Annotated in this window: 18 protein-coding genes; all 18 read left to right on the top strand. The window is 45.9% G+C overall.

Going from position 1 to position 19,234, the window contains the following annotated elements; genetic code table 11:
• Positions 1-87 precede the first annotated feature (87 nt).
• The gene (locus tag MHI14_RS19550; RefSeq protein ID WP_223869123.1) at positions 88-861 is read left to right on the top strand and encodes a ClpP family protease; all 774 of its coding nucleotides are present in this window, start codon (positions 88-90) and stop codon (positions 859-861) included.
• Positions 858-1,088, top strand: coding sequence for a YlzJ-like family protein (locus tag MHI14_RS19545; RefSeq protein ID WP_036670404.1), 231 nt, complete (start codon positions 858-860; stop codon positions 1,086-1,088). The genes MHI14_RS19550 and MHI14_RS19545 overlap by 4 nt, the downstream gene beginning before the upstream one ends.
• Before the next feature lie 90 nt (positions 1,089-1,178).
• Positions 1,179-3,917 carry an FtsK/SpoIIIE family DNA translocase gene (locus tag MHI14_RS19540; protein ID WP_341131071.1) on the top strand — a complete coding sequence of 913 codons (2,739 nt, stop codon included), beginning with the start codon at positions 1,179-1,181 and terminating at the stop codon, positions 3,915-3,917.
• A 191-nt stretch (positions 3,918-4,108) separates the two neighbouring features.
• Positions 4,109-4,936: a spore cortex-lytic enzyme gene (gene sleB / locus MHI14_RS19535; RefSeq protein ID WP_341131070.1), complete on the top strand. Its 828-nt coding sequence runs from the start codon at positions 4,109-4,111 to the stop codon at positions 4,934-4,936.
• Positions 4,937-5,062: 126 nt separating this feature from the next.
• On the top strand, positions 5,063-6,343 hold the full coding sequence (gene yfmF, locus MHI14_RS19530) for an EF-P 5-aminopentanol modification-associated protein YfmF (protein ID WP_289392043.1): 1,281 nt from the start codon (positions 5,063-5,065) through the stop codon (positions 6,341-6,343).
• 3 nt (positions 6,344-6,346) lie between these two features.
• Complete coding sequence (yfmH, locus tag MHI14_RS19525) at positions 6,347-7,627, top strand: EF-P 5-aminopentanol modification-associated protein YfmH (protein WP_341131069.1); 1,281 nt, start codon at positions 6,347-6,349, stop codon at positions 7,625-7,627.
• Position 7,628: 1 nt separating this feature from the next.
• A complete protein-coding gene (gene ymfI / locus MHI14_RS19520) occupies positions 7,629-8,399 on the top strand; it encodes an elongation factor P 5-aminopentanone reductase (RefSeq protein ID WP_026081137.1) in 771 nt (256 codons plus the stop codon).
• Between the two features lie 163 nt (positions 8,400-8,562).
• Positions 8,563-8,826 (top strand): DUF3243 domain-containing protein, encoded by a 264-nt coding sequence (locus MHI14_RS19515; protein WP_017689119.1) that lies wholly within the window; start codon positions 8,563-8,565, stop codon positions 8,824-8,826.
• Positions 8,827-9,023: 197 nt separating this feature from the next.
• Positions 9,024-9,791 carry a DUF3388 domain-containing protein gene (locus MHI14_RS19510; RefSeq protein WP_024630282.1) on the top strand — a complete coding sequence of 256 codons (768 nt, stop codon included), beginning with the start codon at positions 9,024-9,026 and terminating at the stop codon, positions 9,789-9,791.
• A gap of 66 nt (positions 9,792-9,857) precedes the next feature.
• Entirely contained in the window at positions 9,858-10,907 is a 1,050-nt protein-coding gene (locus tag MHI14_RS19505; RefSeq protein ID WP_341131068.1) for a helix-turn-helix domain-containing protein, read from the top strand.
• Between the two features lie 73 nt (positions 10,908-10,980).
• Positions 10,981-11,145: a hypothetical protein gene (locus MHI14_RS19500; protein ID WP_167350848.1), complete on the top strand. Its 165-nt coding sequence runs from the start codon at positions 10,981-10,983 to the stop codon at positions 11,143-11,145.
• A 155-nt stretch (positions 11,146-11,300) separates the two neighbouring features.
• Positions 11,301-11,792: a YajQ family cyclic di-GMP-binding protein gene (locus MHI14_RS19495; RefSeq protein WP_017689115.1), complete on the top strand. Its 492-nt coding sequence runs from the start codon at positions 11,301-11,303 to the stop codon at positions 11,790-11,792.
• 320 nt (positions 11,793-12,112) lie between these two features.
• Complete coding sequence (gene pgsA, locus MHI14_RS19490) at positions 12,113-12,700, top strand: CDP-diacylglycerol--glycerol-3-phosphate 3-phosphatidyltransferase (RefSeq protein ID WP_062833849.1); 588 nt, start codon at positions 12,113-12,115, stop codon at positions 12,698-12,700.
• A gap of 107 nt (positions 12,701-12,807) precedes the next feature.
• Complete coding sequence (locus MHI14_RS19485) at positions 12,808-14,064, top strand: competence/damage-inducible protein A (RefSeq protein ID WP_091017238.1); 1,257 nt, start codon at positions 12,808-12,810, stop codon at positions 14,062-14,064.
• Positions 14,065-14,307: 243 nt separating this feature from the next.
• Positions 14,308-15,372, top strand: coding sequence for a recombinase RecA (recA, locus tag MHI14_RS19480; protein ID WP_062833851.1), 1,065 nt, complete (start codon positions 14,308-14,310; stop codon positions 15,370-15,372).
• Positions 15,373-15,656: 284 nt separating this feature from the next.
• Positions 15,657-16,394: a regulatory protein RecX gene (locus MHI14_RS19475; RefSeq protein ID WP_341131067.1), complete on the top strand. Its 738-nt coding sequence runs from the start codon at positions 15,657-15,659 to the stop codon at positions 16,392-16,394.
• Positions 16,395-16,704: 310 nt separating this feature from the next.
• Positions 16,705-18,246, top strand: coding sequence for a ribonuclease Y (rny, locus tag MHI14_RS19470; protein ID WP_036670418.1), 1,542 nt, complete (start codon positions 16,705-16,707; stop codon positions 18,244-18,246).
• Between the two features lie 154 nt (positions 18,247-18,400).
• Positions 18,401-19,195: a TIGR00282 family metallophosphoesterase gene (locus MHI14_RS19465; RefSeq protein WP_145146946.1), complete on the top strand. Its 795-nt coding sequence runs from the start codon at positions 18,401-18,403 to the stop codon at positions 19,193-19,195.
• Positions 19,196-19,234 lie beyond the last annotated feature (39 nt).

Below are 19,234 nucleotides of genomic sequence, written 5' to 3'. Positions count from 1 at the left end.
AATTTGCTGTACCGGGTATAAGGCGGTTGGAAAAATCCCCATACTAAGGAAATACATTAAATGTTTATGGAGAAGGGGATTATTGAAATGAATGAACGTATGAATGGCAAGCAGGCATCAAGATCCAATCAACCGGAAGTTGAAGCGCCGGAGATTCCGATTCAGGAGGACAAGGCCATCTCTCCCGTGACAGAGACTATTCAGCAATTTGGGCAGACACAGTCGCCTGCAGGTGAATCGAATATTTTCTGTATGACCATTATTGGACAGGTCGAAGGGCATTTGATTTTGCCACCACAAAATAAAACAACAAAGTATGAGCATATCATTCCACAGCTGGTGGCTGCGGAACAGAATCAGCGTATTGAAGGTATTCTGATCATTTTGAACACGGTAGGTGGAGATGTAGAAGCGGGTCTGGCCATTGCAGAGATGATTGCTTCTCTGAGCAAACCTACGGTTACTGTGGTCATTGGAGGCGGGCATAGCATTGGAGTACCGATTGCTGTAGCTTCAACGTATTCCCTGATTGCCGGAAGTGCAACGATGACGATCCATCCGATTCGGATGAACGGCCTTGTCATTGGTGTACCTCAAACGTTTGAGTATATGGAGAAAATGCAGGAAAGGGTTGTTCGATTTGTGACTTCGCATTCGAATATCTCTGAAGAGATGTTTAAAGAGCTGATGTTTAAGACCGGTGAGTTGAATCGGGACATCGGCACAGCTGTAGGAAGCGCAGATGCAGTGAAATATGGATTGATGGATGCAGTAGGAGGAATTGGACAAGCCATTGCTCAGTTAAATCAGCTCATAGGAGACAAGAGACAGACCCTGCAGGCGGGAGGTTATACCCAATGACATTATATACAGTGATGCCCCCGGAACAACTCTGGTCGGGAATGTGGAAAGAGGGCGAAGATACAAAGGAGATCAAGATGAATGGTTTATTGATGCAGGTGAGACCTGTTAATGACAATGAAGCCGTCATTGTACGTTTGCTGGATTGTCCACTTGAAGCCTATCTCAATCCTGCTAATATGCCCGGTTCGACCATTCCGCTTTCGGGTAACTTGGGATCAGCATAACGCGACGAATTCAGACAAATTGAGCAGAAAAAGAACATATGTACGGATTATATTTGTATGGTATAATATTCTTCTGGGGGTGACCTGATTTTGGCCAGAAGAAAAAAGAGGAAAAAAAAGGGCGCTGGTTTTAGTGGCGTTTTAAAATATGAAATTTACGGGATTGTGCTTATTACCCTTGCTGTCATAGCATTATCGGGTGAAGCCACCGTTGGACGTTCGCTTTCCAAGATGTTCGGACTGATGCTTGGTAAGTTTTATTTTGCGATTCCACTTGTTGGTATTTATTATGGCCTTATGGTCATGATTCACCGGAAATGGCCGAGTGGCTGGACCACACGCAAAACAGGACTGGTATTGCTGGTCTTTGCTTTAACCTTGATGAGTACTGTCTCTGCAATGCACCAGAAGCTCATTCCGGTTGGTGCGCTTGAGCCTGGTGCTGTAATTACACAGGTACATAATGATATGCAAACCGAGTTGCTAACCCCTGCTGCGCCAGGGGAGCGGGACTCCATGCTTAACAAGGACATCAGTGGTGGTTATCTCGGAGCTGGGCAATTTGCTCTTTTCCTGTGGCTGTTCGGCAGCCTTGGGGCGAGACTCATCATGATTGTCATGTTTATCATCAGTTTTATGCTGATTACAAGTCTATCTTATGTGGATCTGATTCGAATATTCCGTACAAAGATTTGGGATGCCGGGAGTTCGATGTACAAGAAGCTGGAGTCGAGGCCCTCTGCACGTTCTGCTTCAGCATCTGATGGAAGGAAGAAAGGTAACGCTCGTAAAGTGGTGCCTGTTCCTGTTGAAGATGACGAAGACGAGTATGAGGATGAATTAGAGGAACAGCATCTGCCAAAACGAAAATCGCCAATATTCTTCCAACTTTTTGGGAAATGGGGAGCTAATCGGGAACAGGCGACATCAGGACGTGAATTGGATGAGGTCGATTCGTCAGAAACAGAACAGATTGTATACCGCGCCGAACAAGATCACAATGTAGAGGCGTGGCAGGATGCAACCGAAGACGTAGCGAACAAATCAGCTTCATCACGTGTTCCTGTTCAGGCTAAACCTAACTCAGCGCCGATCATTCGAGACTTTTTCGAGCACGTCAGAGCAGAAGAGGCAAGCATTGAAGATGATCTGGACGATGCTTATCCTTTCCCGGATGATCTGGCTGATCCAAACGTAGTACAACAGGGCGAGCATGCCATTAAAATAACGGATGAACTGGTAGAGACAGAGTGGTCTGCATCCGATGCGGGTACGAACGGGTTGAATGCTGTGGATGAGATTCAGAGTGGAGAAGTAGTACCTAATGATGCAATGCAGGGAACAGATACTCCTACTCCTGAAGGGCAGGAAACACAACCGGTGAAACCACCACCGCCACCTCCTAAGCCGTACAAGCTGCCGTCATTCCGTCTCCTTGCCAAGCCAAACAATGGGGGCAAGGCGGGTGACCAGAAGGATTATATGCAGACAGCACGCAAGCTGGAAGCTACACTGGAGAGTTTCGGTGTTCGCGCCAAGGTGCTTGAAGTGGTCCGGGGCCCTGCCGTTACAAGGTATGAAATTCAGCCTGATATTGGTGTTAAGGTCAGCAGGATTGTCAGCCTAACTGATGATATCGCGTTGGCTCTGGCGGCAAAGGATATTCGGATGGAAGCACCGATTCCCGGAAAGTCTGCTATTGGTATCGAAGTACCTAATGGCGAGGTATCAGTTGTAACGATGCGTGAAGTAATGGAGACAGCAACGTTCCAGGATGCAGAATCCAAAGTGACCATTGCATTTGGCCGAGATATCTCGGGTCAGACGATTATTGGTAACTTGGCTCGTATGCCCCATTTGCTGGTCGCGGGTGCTACAGGTTCCGGTAAGTCGGTGTGTATTAACGGAATTATTACCAGCATATTGTACAAAGCCAAGCCGGATGAAGTGAAGTTCCTGATGGTCGATCCCAAGATGGTTGAGTTGAACGTATATAACGGAATTCCACATCTGATGGCACCAGTAGTAACTGATCCTAAACGAGCGTCACTTGCTCTCAAAAAGATTGTGGTTGAGATGGAGAAACGATATGAACTGTTCTCCAAATCAGGCACGCGTAACGTCGAGGGTTACAATAACCTGATGAAAGATAATCCTGCGGCTGTTCTGCCTTATATCGTTGTCATTGTGGATGAGCTTGCAGATCTGATGATGGTTGCAGCCGGAGATGTGGAGGATGCCATTGCACGACTTGCTCAGATGGCTCGTGCAGCCGGAATCCATCTAATTATTGCCACACAACGTCCATCTGTTGACGTTATTACCGGGGTAATCAAGGCTAACATTCCATCGCGGATTGCCTTCGGCGTATCCTCCCAAGTCGATTCCCGAACGATTCTGGATATGGGTGGGGCTGAGAAGCTGTTGGGTCGTGGAGACATGTTGTTCATGCCAATGGGCGCATCAAAACCGGTTCGTGTACAAGGTGCATTTATGAGCGATGAAGAAGTTGAGAATATTGTAAACTACGTACGTGGTCAAGGTGAAGCGCAGTATGATGAATCCATTGTACCTGAAGTGGATGATTCCATTCAGGCAGCAGATGAAGTACAGGATGAGTTATATGAGCAAGCTGTACAGATTATTTTGGAGGCAAAACAGGCTTCAGTCTCCCTGTTGCAACGTCGTATGCGGGTTGGTTACACACGTGCAGCGCGTTTAATTGACTCCATGGAAGCCCGGGGTGTAATCGGTCCTTACGAGGGCAGCAAACCAAGGGAAGTACTGGTTTCACTTGAACAGTATCAGCAGAATAAAATAAGTTCGTAGTGTAACATGGTTACAACGATTCGTTTAAGCCCTCAACTTTATTGGTTGAGGGCTTTTTGCTTGCTCAGGAGACTGTAGTTTTGCCATCTACTCCAAAGATCGGATGATTTGGTGCATAGGAAACAAGCAGGCTTGTCATAATAACCTTAGCGATTCTGTTAATCCCACAAGAGAAAGGTAGAGCACAGTCGATGCGAAAAATGAACCTATGGCTTTTCACTGCTATTTTGCTGATATCCGCATTGGAGATTCGTTATTTGCTTCCTGCGAATACAGCCACTGAAAGTTCAGCCGAGCGTACACCGCAGCTAGAAGAAAAGGCCTTGCCTACGTTTAGCAGCAATACAGTGAAATATGGAAGTTACGGTCAGGATGTATATGAGCTTCAGGGGCGTCTGAAGTACCTGGGATTTTACAATGGTAAAATCGACAGTAATTTTGGCAGCAGCACGCTGAAATCCGTCAAATGGTTTCAATCCGAGTTTGGCATGAAGGCAGATGGTGTGGTTGGAGCTGAGACCAAGCTCAAGCTGTACAATGCGTCAACCAAATGGTCGCCAACAGAGCCGCCGCTGCACAAGGAATCCTCAGGTGGGGGTGGAGGCGGCAACAATACGGCAGATAAAGAGCAAGATAATATGGGATCTGCCAATGCGCTTGGTCTCTCAGAGAATGAACTCAAGATTATGGCTAACGCTGTATATGGTGAAGCCCGGGGTGAACCGTTTGAAGGTCAAGTCGCAGTAGCAGCAGTAATTTTGAATCGCGTAAATTCACCTAGCTTTCCAAGTACGCCTTCTGGTGTAATTTTTCAACCAGGTGCATTTACGGCTGTAGCGGACGGACAGATCTATCTGGAACCGAACGCACAAGCCAAAAAGGCAGTTGAGCAGGCGCTGAATGGTTGGGATCCGTCCGGTGGATGTCTCTATTATTTTAACCCGAAGACAGCAACATCCAAATGGATCTGGACCCGCCCACAAGTGAAAACAATCGGACAGCATATCTTTTGTATGTGATGATGTTGGAAGCAACCAGAAGGCGTGACTTCGGTTGCTTCTTGCCTTTTGAATGGGTTAAAATGGTTGTTACGTTTAGCTTAATACGATTGCATGACAAATGACGCCGTAAAGGGGTTTTGACATTTGAATACATCAGGATTCGAACGAGGTAACAAGAGAGAGTTTCGTATACATGTGCTTCCGACTAAACGTTTCAAAACGTTTGCTATATCGTTATATGCAGGAGTTCCCTTACGGGAAGATACAGTAACCAAAGTAGCGCTGACACCTTTTGTTCTGCGACGTGGCACGGAGTCCTATCCGGAAACAACGCAATTTCGTGAGCAACTGGAGCATCTGTATGGAGCAGGTTTTGGTTTTGACGTTTATAAACGCGGGGATTACCAGATTGTACAGTTCCGAATGGATACCATTAATGATTCCTTTGTTGGAGGCGATGAACAGCTACTGGATCGTTCATTTGCCTTCCTAGGAGAGGTTCTTACACGACCTGCACAGGAGAATGGACATTTCAGGACGTCTTATGTACAAGCAGAGCGAGAGACTGTTCGTAAAAAGCTGGAGTCCATCGTGAATGATAAAATGCGCTATGCCGCTGAACGCAGTATTGAGGAAATGTGCAAGAACGAGCCGTACCGTCTTCACCCACTGGGTGAGCGAAAGGATCTGCCCGGAATTGAGCCTGACACACTGACTGCGTCTTATCAGGAGTGGCTGCAACAGGCGAGTATGGATCTGTATGTGGTGGGTGATACGACATTGGAGGAGGTTGAGAACCTCGTTCAACGTCATTTCAATGTAGATCGAACGTCCTCTTCTGATTACCAGACACAGGCAGCGGTTCGAGGAGATAAGGAAGTGGAGACCGTTGTTGAGCGACTGAATGTGAGTCAGGGAAAACTCAATATGGGACTCCGCACATCTATCACTTATGGAGATCCTCAGTATGCAGCAGCACTAATGTACAACGGGATTCTCGGTGGTTATCCTCATTCCAAACTGTTTGTCAATGTTCGTGAAAAAGAAAGCCTGGCGTATTACGCGTCTTCGCGATATGACGGACATAAGGGCATTGCAACGATTCAATCCGGGATTGAAATCCCGAATTATGAGAAGGCCGTCACGATCATCAAGCAGCAGCTGGAAGAAATGAAAAGCGGTACAATCAGTGACCTTGAAATGTCCCAGACCAAAGCGATGATCCGTAACCTGCTTAAGGAAATGCAGGATTCTGCTTTTGAGATGATCGCTTATGACTTCAATCGACAGTTGTCTGGCAAAGAAAGAACGGCTGAAGAACTGTTGGCTCAAGTAGAACATATTAGCAAGGAAGATGTGCGTGAGGCGGCAGAACAATTCCGTCTGGATACGATTTATTTCTTGCGGGATGAGAAGGAGGAATAATCGGTGGAGAGCATTCGGTATGAGCATTTGCAGGAGACACTATATTACGAAGTAATGGATAACGGACTGCATGTCTATATTTTGCCTAAACCGGGATTCCAGAAAACGTATGCTACGTTTGCAACCAAGTATGGATCGGTGGATAATCATTTTCAGGTTGAAGGGCAGGAAGAAGTGAAGGTCCCGGATGGGATTGCTCATTTCCTTGAGCATAAAATGTTTGAAGAACCAACAGGTGATATTTTTGCAACATTTGCGTCTCATGGTGCTTCAGCTAATGCGTTTACGAGCTTTGATCAGACGGTTTATTTGTTTTCAGCGACCGAATATGTGAATGAAAATATACAAACATTAGTCAACTTTGTGCAAAATCCTTACTTCACGGATCAAAATGTGGAAAAGGAAAAAGGCATCATCGGACAGGAAATTGACATGTATGCTGATAATCCGGATTGGCGTGTTTATTTTGGATTGATCGAAGCCATGTATCTGAAACATCCGGTGCATATCGATATTGCAGGAACGGTGGAATCCATCCGTACGATTACCAAAGAGATGTTATATGAGTGTTATAACACCTTCTATCATCCGAGTAACATGCTCTTGTTTGTGGTGGGTGGTGTAGATCCACAGGAAGTCATTGATATGGTTCGATCGAACCAGGAGCAGAAGGATTATAAGCCACAGGGGAGCATTCAACGTTTCTTCGAACCGGAGCCTGAGCAGGTAGGAGAAGCCAGACGGGAAGCAAAACTGGCTGTTTCACTGCCCAAATGTCTGTTTGGATTCAAGGAGACAGACATTGGACTTACCGGGGAACAATTGTTAAGGCGAGATATGACAACACAGCTGATGATGGATCTTTTGTTTGGCTCAAGCACACGTTTATTCCAGAAGCTCTACGATGAAGATCTGATCTCGGACAGCTTTGGACATGAGTATAACAGTTCGCCGCAATATGCGTTTTCAGCCATTGGTGGTGATACAAAAGACCCGGATCAACTGCTAGCGCGTATACGTGAAGAAGTGGATGCCATTGTAGAAAAAGGGTTCGAATCCACGGATTTTGAACGTGCACGCAAAAAGAAAATAGGCGGATATTTGCGTATGCTCAATTCTCCGGAGAACATTGCGCATGAATTTACACGTCAGCAATTCCGTGGCGGTGATTTTTTCAATATGCTCCCGCTCTATGAATCGATTACACTGGAAGATGTAAATCTCAGACTGAGAGAGCATATTCGCTGGGATCAACTGGCTGTATCGCTAGTCGTGAGTCCTTGATATGGAGAGGGGAACAGGACAATTGAAGGCAATCGGGGAAATGACTGTACTGGTAACTGGTGCAAGCGGTGGCATTGGAGCGGCTATCGCAGAACGCTTCGCCAGAGTGGGAATGAATGTTGTTATACACTATATGAAATCGCATGAGGCAGCCAATGAAGCCGCCAGACGGTGTATGGAACAGGGCAGTGGAAAAATCATGACCGTGTCTGCGGATCTTCGCAGCCGGGAACAGATTGAGCGCATGCGTGAGAAGCTCGAGTCACATAATCTCATGCCAGATATCCTTGTGAACAATGCAGGAATCTCGCACTACGGGATGTTGTCTGATGTTACAGAGGAGATCTGGGATGAAGTGATGGCGATTAACCTCAAAGGCACGTTTATGTGCACACAGGAAATGATGCCTCACATGATCTCCCAAAGGTATGGCCGAATCATTAACGTATCGTCGATCTGGGGACTGTCTGGTGCTTCTTGTGAGGTGCTGTATTCCACAACCAAGGGTGGGGTGAATGCATTCACCAAAGCGCTTGCGAAAGAACTCGCACCTTCCGGAGTAACCGTAAATGCCGTTGCTCCTGGCGCCGTTCAGACATCCATGCTGAACCATCTGGATCAGAGTGAACTGAAGATGCTGGAAGAGGAAATTCCGGCAGGAAGACTTGCTCAACCTGATGAAATCTCATCACTGGTTTATTTTCTGGCACTCCCTGAATCTGGTTATATCAATGGGCAGATTATCAGTCCAAATGGCGGTTGGTTAACGTAAAAAAGCAAGAAAACTTGACTGGCTGTAGATGAAACAGGTGAAGATTGCCTGGAAGCAACCGTCTTCCGGATTATTTTCAAAATGCTCGTATATAAAATGCCTCGAAAGCACATATTACAACTGTTGATTTTAAATCTCATGCGTCATCTAAGGAGGATTTATCATGTCAACAGAAAAAACAGTGCTCTCCAGTTTTGACACATGGAAGAAGTTCCTGGGTGACCGCGTACTGCAAGCAGAGAAGATGGGGATGAGTGAAGAAACCATCAACAAACTTGCGTATGAAATCGGCGACTTCCTTGATGAGAAAGTCGATCCGGCGAACCATTCCAACCGGGCATTGAAAGAGTTATGGGATGTCGGCGATGCAGATGAGCGTCGTACGATTGCGTGCCTGATGGTCAAATTGGCCAAACAAAACGCATAAGATTACAGATGAAGAGCTCCCGCAAGGGGGCTTTTCTCTAATGATTACAAACGGATTACAGAGCTGTTCTTGTAATTCATTTTCATTTTATATATCATTAACGTGACCCATTTTTAGAAGATGTCTCAGATTGTTGTCCAGTGGACACGTTCTGTTGCTGTCGAATAATGTGGAATAATGCATTACGGGGTGTTGAAATGGAATCTAAACAATGGTACATGGAATATAAAATACATAAGAACAGACCCGGTTTGTTAGGCGATATTGCCTCTATGCTGGGGATGCTTGAAGTGAATATATTGACCATTAACGGTGTTGAAGGCAAAACTCGAGGCATGCTGCTTGAATCGGATGATGATGAAAAAATCCGTTTGCTTGGTGAAATGCTTGGCAAAGTAAACAGCATCACCGTATCGGCTTTGCGTCAACCTAAATTGGTGGATATTTTGGCCGTTCGTCATGGCAGATACATTGACCGTGACTCGGATGATCGCAAGACATTTCGTTTCACACGAGATGAACTTGGGTTACTTGTGGACTTTTTGGGTGAAGTATTTAAGAGGGAAGGCAATCAGGTCATTGGTTTGCGCGGAATGCCTCGTGTTGGTAAAACGGAGTCCATTATTGCGGGTAGCGTATGTGCAATGAAGCGATGGACGTTTGTTTCCTCCACACTTCTTCGTCAGACGATAAGGAGTCAAATGTCCGAAGACGAATTGAACCCGAACAATGTGTTCATTATCGACGGTATTGTTAGCACGATACGCTCCAGTGAGCGGCATTACAACCTGTTGCAGGATATTATGACCATGCCTAGCACCAAAGTTATTGAACATCCGGATATTTTTGTACAGGAATCCGAATATGATTTTAATGATTTTGATATTATTATTGAACTTCGCAACAATCCGAATGAAGAAATTATTTATGATACGTTTACGGCTAGCTACACCGACGAATTGTAAGGAACCGTACGGAATCATGAAATAGATTAGCAACAACTCAAGAGATAAACATAAGGAGGAGATGGCATGTCTGAACTGGGTCAGCAGTTAAGGGAGGCCCGGCTGCAAAAAGGGATGAGTCTTGACGATGTACAGGAAATGACAAAAATTCGCAAGAGGTATCTGGAGGCCATAGAAGCAGGAGACTATAAAGTGCTGCCGGGTAGCTTCTACGTGCGTGCTTTCATCAAAACCTATGCGGAGACCGTGGGACTGAACCCTGATGAGCTGCTGGAGGGACACAAAAAAGACGTACCCGCAGAAGAGGCGGAAGCAACGATGGAACCGGTTATACAGAAGCGTTCCAGCCGTCCGGTTGAGCGTAGTAATCGGTGGATGTCTGTCGCGCTGATGTGGACATTCCCTGTTTTGATCGTAGTACTGTTGTATGTATACGTGGTGTATAACAATGGTGATGAATCAGATAATCCGGGGCTTGATCAGGTCAAAATTACGGACAGTCAACAACAGCCTGAGGATAAACCGGATCAACCTGCCGACAACGGACAGGCATCTAATCCGCCTGCGACAGATTCAGGTACTGACGGTACTGGTGAGGGCGAAGCTGGCGGTAACGGCGGCGGTACAGACACGGAAGGACAGACGGATGGTCAAACTGATGGCCAAACGGACGGACAGACGGATGAAACTGAGGAAGAACCAACTGACAATTCACCGTCTAATGTGACTGTTGCGGAAGATGGGAAATCAGGAAATATTACGAACTTTAAAGTTAACGGTAGTGCAGGGCAACCTGTAACGGTTACGATCAAAGCAACAGGTCATAGCTGGCTGGAAGTGTACAAAGGCGAAAACTCCAGTGGAGAGAAGTTGGAGTATGGTAACACAGCCGAAGGTGACAGCTATACCTTTGAGTTGGATAGTGCAGGCATGTATATTAAGTCCGGTTACGCTGCAGCGACCACGATTGAGGTTGGCGGGCAAGTTGTAACGGATGGCAAGGCGACCAATCGGATCCGTTTGAAGCTTGGTGAAGACAGTAGTAGTACTACTTCTTCTACAGGTGTTGAAAATGGATCAACGGACGGTACAGGGGGTACCACGGGGAGCGAATAACCGGGTCAACTGCAGGAGACAATAACCGTGTCTTAACTTGCAGTTAACTTTTGGTGAAGTGAGGTGGATGGCTGTGACAGTCAGCTGGATCGTAACAGGTTTAGGGATCATTGTCAGCCTCCTGGGTTATTACCTGACTCCAAGTGCTTGGGGTTACGGAATATTGGGTTTTGGACTTGCACATGTGCTTTTGGGTGTGCTCGATATGTTCAGACAGCCCAACCGCAGCCGCTATTAGGTTGGAAGCTGGACCAGCAAGCATTTTTGGCAGCCACTTCAAGTGGAAGCCAAAAATGCTTTTTTCTTTGTCTAAAACAGCTTGAAATTAGACTTTTGCTTAAGGTATCCTCTATAATGTTACAGAACATACGATTAACTGAAAGGGTGACTGGTTTGAGTTCAGAAAATTCATTTGATATCGTGTCCAAAATGGACTTGCAAGAACTGACAAATGCCGTTACACAAACCGAGAAGGAAATTGGCACTCGTTATGACTTCAAGGGCAGCAAGAGCAGCCTGAAACTGGATAAGGATGCGTTAACGATCGTATCTGATGATGAGACCAAACTCAAGGCTGTCATTGACGTGCTGCAATCCAAAATGGCGAAGCGTGGTCTACCATTGAAAAACATTGATTACGCAAAGGTAGAGCCAGCGTCTTCTGGTACAGTCCGACAGCGTTTGAATTTTAAACAGGGGATTGATCAGGACATCGCCAAGAAAATCAATATTCTAATTCGCGATTCCAAGATGAAGGTGAAGAGTCAGATTCAGGGAGACCAACTCCGGGTAACTGGTAAGAGTAAAAATGATTTGCAAGCTGTCATGCAGCTGCTAAATGGTGCTAACCTACCTCTGGATTTGCAATATACAAATTTCAAGTAATATGGCCTTTTTGTAGCAAAAGTGTTTTTTGACACTGTATTGGGCGTATATTATACTAAGTGTGCATTGCTGGCAGTCATGCATCAAGTCCAGTCCTCATCGTTTGCTGACTTTGTGAAAAGCAGTACATCTTCTGGAAGTCACCGGAACGTTTAAAGCGGTTTTGCTTTTGAGCGGTTGACTTTATTTTTTGCGTTTCTACATAGTGGGATCATGTTAATATGGATTGACATTGAAACTGTACATTTCATGTTCCGGATGATGATAACGGGATTATGATGATTGTTTGGAGTAATGGAGGATATGAGGGAGGGCGTCTTGTGAATTTACCCAACCGGATTACGCTTGCACGAATTTGCTTAATCCCTTTTTTGATGGTGTTCCTGCTCGTGGATTTTCCATTTTATCCAGAGCCGTTGCAGCTTGGAAGCTTTTCGCTTCCGTATAATCAACTGATTGCTGCTGTTATTTTTATCATCGCCGCAAGCACAGATGGAATTGACGGATACCTTGCGCGGAAAAATAACATGGTTACCAATCTGGGGAAACTGCTCGATCCACTCGCAGACAAGCTGCTGGTTACTGCAGTTTTGATCTCGCTTGTGGAGATGGGCAAGCTGGATTCCTGGATTGCAGTTGTTATTATTAGTCGTGAATTCGCAGTTACCGGCTTGCGTCAAATTGCATTGCTGGATGGTTCGGTTGTTGCCGCTAGTGCTTGGGGCAAGCTGAAGACTGTAGTGCAGATTGTGGCGATTGTGCTGTTGCTGTTGAACAATTTCCCGTTTTCATACACGGGTATTCACGTCGATATTATTGCGGTATGGGCAGCAGCGCTTATTACCATCTGGTCGGGTATCGATTACTTTATCAAAAACAAAAATTTGCTTCATTTAACAAAAGCATAATGGTTTGTTCTTAAATGGGTAATCATGAAGGAAGCATTGGGTCAGGGGCAATAGGAAATTATCCTATTGCCCTTTGATCACTCACCACGTGTACAGGAGGATGCTCAATGAAGGCAGAAATCATTGCAGTTGGCACAGAGCTACTGCTTGGACAAATCGTCAATACCAATGCCAGATACCTATCCCGTGAATTGGCTGCGATGGGGATCGATGTATATTTCCAAACGGTGGTTGGGGATAACCTGAACCGTCTTAGTGAAGCTATACGCATTGCGCAGGGCCGTGCAGACGTTATTTTGTTTTCCGGTGGCATCGGACCTACCCAAGATGATTTGACCAAGGATGCGCTCGCAGCTGTTCTTAACCGGAAACTGCATACAGATCGAATGGCAATGGACAAAATTGAGAGCTTTTTCAGAGATCGTAATGTGGATATGACAGAGAATAACCGACGTCAGGCGATCGTTATTGATGGCGGAACACCTCTGGCCAACGAAACAGGACTTGCGGCAGGAAATGCGATTTCTGACAATGACAAATATTATGTTGTAATGCCTGGACCACCTAAAGAGTTGATTCCAATGTTTGAACAGGAAGTCAAGCCTTGGCTGTTCCAGCATGTGCTCACAGAAGAGATGCCAATCTATTCCCGAATGCTCAAATTCGCAGGTATTGGTGAATCTGCTTTGGAAGATCGACTATTGGATCTGATTGACGCGCAGACAGACCCTACGATTGCTCCTTACGCGAGCGAAGGCGAAGTTACGGTACGTGTCTCCACGAAGGCTGCGAGTGAGGGAGAGGCGAAGCTGAAGCTGGATGCGATGGAGGTTCAGATTCGGGAGCGTTTGACAGAACATCTCTACGCGAACGAGGATGTGCCTATAGAGTACACGATTGTAACCATGATGTCTGACATGGGGTTGACGCTCAGCGCTGCTGAGAGCTGTACAGGGGGGCTTGTCATGCAAAGTCTGACCTCTGTACCCGGAAGTGCGTCAATGCTCAAAGGTGGAATTGTTTGTTACTCCAATGAAATTAAAGAAAAGTTGCTGAATGTGCCTCATGATTATCTGGAAGGTGAAGATGCACCAGGGGCGGTAAGTCCTGAGGTTGCAAAAGTGCTTGCTGAACAGATCCGTATGATTGGCGATGCTGATTTTGGCCTGGCTGTTACCGGTGTAGCTGGACCGGGATATTCGGAACGTAAACCACCCGGACTTGTCTTCATCGCTCTTGCTGAACGTGGAAAAGAGACGGAAATTCATGAGCTGCGTATTAATGGTAATCGTGAGACTGTTCGCATTCGTTCAGCCAAAGCGATTCTCTATCGCTTATGGCAAAAACTTGTGGCGATGGATTGATTAGTTAATAGCTTCGATTGCATTTACAGTTCCAAGCAAGTATAATTAAGGAAGACGGAAGAACCGTAGAATTAGGCTTTACAGCCTTGTTTACGGTTCTTTTTTCTGTTTAATGGAAAGTTTCCTTGAGGAAGAGGCGCCTCGGCCTTTACAAAAAAAACGAATGTATGTTCGAAAAAAAGCTTGGCAAACGTGTTAAAACAAGGTATCATTATCTTATAAACAGTAAAGGGTGTGAGCTTATTGTCAGACCGTCGTGCCGCGCTTGATATGGCGCTCCGTCAAATAGAGAAGCAATTTGGTAAAGGATCCATCATGAAACTGGGTGAGTCCACTCATATGAATGTGGAAATTATTCCCAGTGGTTCCTTGGCTTTGGATATTGCATTAGGAACAGGCGGCTTGCCTAAAGGCCGTATTGTTGAAATATATGGACCTGAATCCTCAGGTAAAACAACTGTCGCATTACATGCGATTGCTGAAGTACAACGTGTTGGTGGACAAGCAGCATTTATCGATGCCGAGCATGCTCTTGATCCTCAATATGCAAGCAAATTGGGTGTTAACATTGACGAATTGCTTCTATCTCAGCCAGATACGGGTGAGCAAGGGCTGGAAATTGCAGAAGCTCTTGTACGCAGTGGTGCAGTAGATATCGTTGTTATTGACTCCGTAGCTGCCTTGGTTCCAAAAGCAGAGATTGAAGGCGAAATGGGTGATTCACACGTTGGTTTGCAAGCGCGTTTGATGTCTCAGGCGTTGCGTAAATTGTCTGGTGCAATCAGCAAATCCAAAACAATCGCAATCTTCATTAACCAGCTTCGTGAGAAAGTCGGCGTTATGTTTGGTAACCCGGAAACGACACCTGGTGGTCGTGCTCTGAAGTTTTATTCTACAGTACGTCTGGATGTGCGTCGTATTGAGAGTATCAAATCAGGCAATGACATGATTGGTAACCGTACTCGTATTAAAGTTGTGAAAAACAAAGTGGCACCTCCGTTTAAACAAGCGGAAGTGGATATCATGTATGGCGAAGGTATTTCAAGAGAAGGCAGTATCATTGACATTGGTACAGAGCTGGACATTGTTAATAAAAGTGGTGCATGGTACTCCTACGAAGGCGAGCGTTTAGGACAAGGCCGTGAGAACGCAAAGCAGTTCATGAAAGAGCATAAAGACATTGCTGAAATCATTGAACAAAAAATTCGGGTAGCTAGTAACTTGACTACCGCAGTTCCTGCGCCAACTAGTGAAGAGCAACAAAAAGAAGCAGAAGAAGAACAAGAATTGTTTGAAATCAACGAGTAATTTCTCAAGTCCTCCCTTGTAGGGAGGACCCTGAGGGTGTTCCCCACTGGGCTCCGTAAACTTATCTGATTGAGCTTGGATCAATCTGGATAATGGATTGTAGTGGGAGTACTCGTGCTGTCTAACAGCCCCTGTCCCAATGGACAGGGGCTGTTAGCACGCTAACTGTGGAGTAAAGGCCGGGCAGAGTTCCCGGTCTTTTGTATTATTAGTGTTCTTTGTCTTATGTGTGGAGATGTGCTTGGCGTAGTCAGAATGAAAATGTTATGAAAGGGGAGACCTGAATGGATCAACATGACGAGGATTTATATGAAGAAGCAGAAGAGGACGGCCTATCCCAATTTCCGGATAACGAAGAACTTATTATTACACGTGTAGAACGAACGAAGAGCAGGCAAGCTCGTTATCGAATCACTTTTGGCATCCACTCCATTACGGTTCTTGAAGATGTGATGATTAAATACAGGATGACTCAAGGCAATACGTTTATGAAAAAGGATCTGGAAGAAATCATTGTAGCTGACGAGCGACAGCGGACCTATGCACAGTCTCTGCGCTTTTTGGAGCATAAGCCGCGTACGCGCCATGAATTAAGTCAGAAACTTCGTCAGAAGGAGTTTGCTGCACCATTAATTGAAGAGACGTTGGATCGACTTGAGCGGGAGAAGTTAGTGGATGACGATCTATTTGCGAAGGAATGGACAAGACAGCGTATGGAGGGCAAGCGGAAGGGAAAACTGTGGATAAGGCAAGAGCTGCGTCAAAAGGGCATTGCCAATGATCTCATTGTTGAGGCACTAGAAGGTATTAGTACAGATGCGGAATTTGAGACTGCCTTGAGTGCCGGACGCAAAAAATGGAATCAGGTCAAAGGGGACGTCAAAGAGAAGAAAAATAAAACGCTTCCCTTCCTAATGAGACGTGGTTTTTCAATGGATATGGTGCGCCGGGTCGTGAATTGTTTAATTGAAGAAGATGAGGCTGGGGACCCTGAAGATGACGAAGCGTTGTTATGGGATTAGCAGACTAGAGTCTCTATACTGCATTCTCTTGACAATTTCTTTCGTCAAATACTAAAATGGACATGAGTCTGTAAGAAATGGACAACCCTTTTTCCTTCCAAAAAAGCGGTTTCGGTTTCTTAAGATTTATACCATTCTTAATTATGGGTTCGCTGGAAACAGTGAATAGTACGTGGAAACATGTACATGTGAAATGAAAATCGGCGGGGGATCGCCGTGAGTATTCGTTATTCCCAAACATATGTAAGGTTTGAAAACTGCAAATTGACCCAAGGAATGCCTTGGAGGAACCAACGAGGAGGTGAACAGTATGGAAATTGCAATCACGATCGCTCTCGTTGCAGCCGCGCTATTCATTGGGTTCGGAGTAGGATATTTTATTCGCAAATCTCTTGCAGAGGCTAAAATCTCTAGTGCGGAACAAGCTGCCGTACAAATCGTGGAGAACGCGAAGAAAGAGGCAGAAGCACTGAAGAAAGAAACAGTGCTGGAGGCGAAGGATGAAATCCATCGCATTCGCGCTGAAGCTGAAAAAGACACTCGTGAACGTCGGAATGAAATTCAACGACAAGAAAGACGATTGTTGCAAAAAGAAGAGTCGCTGGATAAAAAATTGGAATCACTCGAACGTAAAGAAGAGCAAGTGGCTAACAAAGAGAAACGAATTGATGAGACTCAGCAGCAGATCGAAATGATCTACAAAAACCAGGTGACAGAGTTGGAACGTATATCCAACCTCACCATGGAAGACGCACGCAGTATCATACTGTCCAACGTAGAACAGGAAGTTCGTCATGAGACGGCTCAAATGATCAAGGACATTGAACAACAAGCGAAGGAAGAAGCGGACAAAAAGTCCCGCGAGATTATTACACTCGCCATCCAACGTTGTGCGGCTGACCACGTAGCGGAAACAACGGTATCTGTTGTTACTCTGCCAAATGAAGAAATGAAAGGCCGGATTATCGGTCGTGAAGGACGTAACATCCGTGCGCTTGAAACCCTTACAGGGATTGACCTCATTATCGATGATACGCCAGAAGCTGTTATTCTGTCGGGCTTTGACCCGATTCGCCGTGAGATCGCCCGTACTGCCCTGGAGAAACTGGTGGCTGATGGACGTATTCACCCGGCACGGATTGAAGAGATGGTTGAGAAATCCCGCAAAGAAGTGGATGAGCGCATCCGTGAATACGGTGAGCAAGCTACCTTTGAAGTGGGCGTGCATGGTCTGCATCCGGATCTGATCAAAATTTTGGGCCGGTTGAAGTTCCGTACAAGTTACGGTCAGAACGTCTTGAAACATTCCATGGAAGTCGCTTATCTGGCTGGACTGATGGCTGGCGAACTCGGAGAAGACGTAACTCTGGCAAGACGTGCAGGTCTATTGCATGACATCGGTAAAGCGCTGGATCACGAAGTGGAAGGATCACACGTCGAAATTGGCGTGGAACTGGCGAAGAAATACAAAGAACATCCGGTTGTAATCAACAGTATCGCGTCCCATCATGGAGATTGCGAAGCGACTTCGGTCATTGCCATGTTGGTTGGCGCAGCAGATGCGCTATCCGCAGCAAGACCAGGCGCACGCCGCGAAACGCTGGAAACGTATATCAAACGACTGGAGAAGCTGGAAGAAATCTCAGAATCCTTCGAAGGTGTCGAGAAATCGTACGCCATTCAGGCCGGACGCGAAGTTCGCGTTATGGTACAGCCTGAGAAGATCGATGATGCTGAAGCCTTCCGCTTAGCCCGTGACATCACGAAGATGATTGAGAATGAACTCGACTATCCGGGTCACATCAAAGTCACCGTTATCCGGGAAACCCGTGCGGTTGAATACGCAAAATAGAGCATTACGGAAAAGTGGCCGCAGTAGTGGGCCACTTTTCCTGTTGATAGCCTGTTAAAAGGCAACTACACATTATGGAGCATGAGATAGAGTCCTGCAAAGGTTCAACATTTGAAGTAAGAGGACTTTGCAGGAATTGAGGAGGCAGTAATCAATGAAAGTTTTGTTTATTGGTGACATTGTAGGTAACGTGGGACGTAAGGCATTAAAGGAAAATTTACCATATCTGAAATCGAAGTATAAGCCACATGTAGTGATTGTGAATGGTGAAAATGCGGCAGCAGGTCGCGGCATTACCGGTGCAATCGCAAATGAGTTTTTCAACTGGGGTGTACATGGTATTACACTTGGTAATCATACTTGGGACAATAAGGATATTTTTGATTTTATAGATGATGAGCCCCGCATGATTCGTCCAGCGAACTTTCCACCAGGCACACCAGGACGAGGATACACGGTTGTCAAAGGCGAAGGGAAAGAGCTAGCCATTGTCAATCTGCAAGGAAGAACATTCCTGCCTGCTCTGGATTGTCCATTCCGTGTAGCTGATGAAATTGTAGATGAGCTACGCCAAGACTATAAATGTATTTTAGTTGATATGCATGCTGAAGCGACGTCAGAAAAGATTGCCATGGGATGGCATCTGGATGGACGTGCGTCGCTTGTTGTAGGTACACATACACATGTACAGAGTAATGATGATCGGATTTTGCCTGGAGGAACAGCTTACTTGACGGATGCAGGCATGGTAGGACCTCGTGACGGCATATTGGGTATGGAGCGTGAGGCCGTGCTGCGTAAGTTCTACACCCAGCTACCTGTACGTTTTGTTGTGGATGATGGCAAATGGCACTTCCATGGTGTTTTTGTTGAAATTGATGAAGCCACAGGTGCGGCAACACGCATCGAAAAAATTCGTCTGATGGAGGACGAGTGGCGCATGGAATAGGGGTATTGTCCCATTTTGCAGGGAAACCCGCCTAAAAAG

This window comes from Paenibacillus sp. FSL K6-2393, from assembly GCF_038002545.1.
In the GTDB taxonomy this organism is placed as follows: domain Bacteria; phylum Bacillota; class Bacilli; order Paenibacillales; family Paenibacillaceae; genus Paenibacillus.
The sequence above is the reverse complement of the archived record's forward strand: the minus strand, read 5'-3'. Positions and strand labels throughout refer to the sequence as shown.

Coding starts and splice junctions, on each gene's coding strand:
- MHI14_RS19550 (WP_223869123.1), top strand. CDS start 88: ATGAATGAACGTATGAATGGCAAGCAGGCATCAAGATCCAATCAACCG.
- MHI14_RS19545 (WP_036670404.1), top strand. CDS start 858: ATGACATTATATACAGTGATGCCCCCGGAACAACTCTGGTCGGGAATG.
- sleB (WP_341131070.1), top strand. CDS start 4,109: ATGCGAAAAATGAACCTATGGCTTTTCACTGCTATTTTGCTGATATCC.
- ymfI (WP_026081137.1), top strand. CDS start 7,629: ATGGAGAGGGGAACAGGACAATTGAAGGCAATCGGGGAAATGACTGTA.
- MHI14_RS19515 (WP_017689119.1), top strand. CDS start 8,563: ATGTCAACAGAAAAAACAGTGCTCTCCAGTTTTGACACATGGAAGAAG.
- MHI14_RS19510 (WP_024630282.1), top strand. CDS start 9,024: ATGGAATCTAAACAATGGTACATGGAATATAAAATACATAAGAACAGA.
- MHI14_RS19505 (WP_341131068.1), top strand. CDS start 9,858: ATGTCTGAACTGGGTCAGCAGTTAAGGGAGGCCCGGCTGCAAAAAGGG.
- MHI14_RS19485 (WP_091017238.1), top strand. CDS start 12,808: ATGAAGGCAGAAATCATTGCAGTTGGCACAGAGCTACTGCTTGGACAA.
- MHI14_RS19475 (WP_341131067.1), top strand. CDS start 15,657: ATGGATCAACATGACGAGGATTTATATGAAGAAGCAGAAGAGGACGGC.
- rny (WP_036670418.1), top strand. CDS start 16,705: ATGGAAATTGCAATCACGATCGCTCTCGTTGCAGCCGCGCTATTCATT.
- MHI14_RS19465 (WP_145146946.1), top strand. CDS start 18,401: ATGAAAGTTTTGTTTATTGGTGACATTGTAGGTAACGTGGGACGTAAG.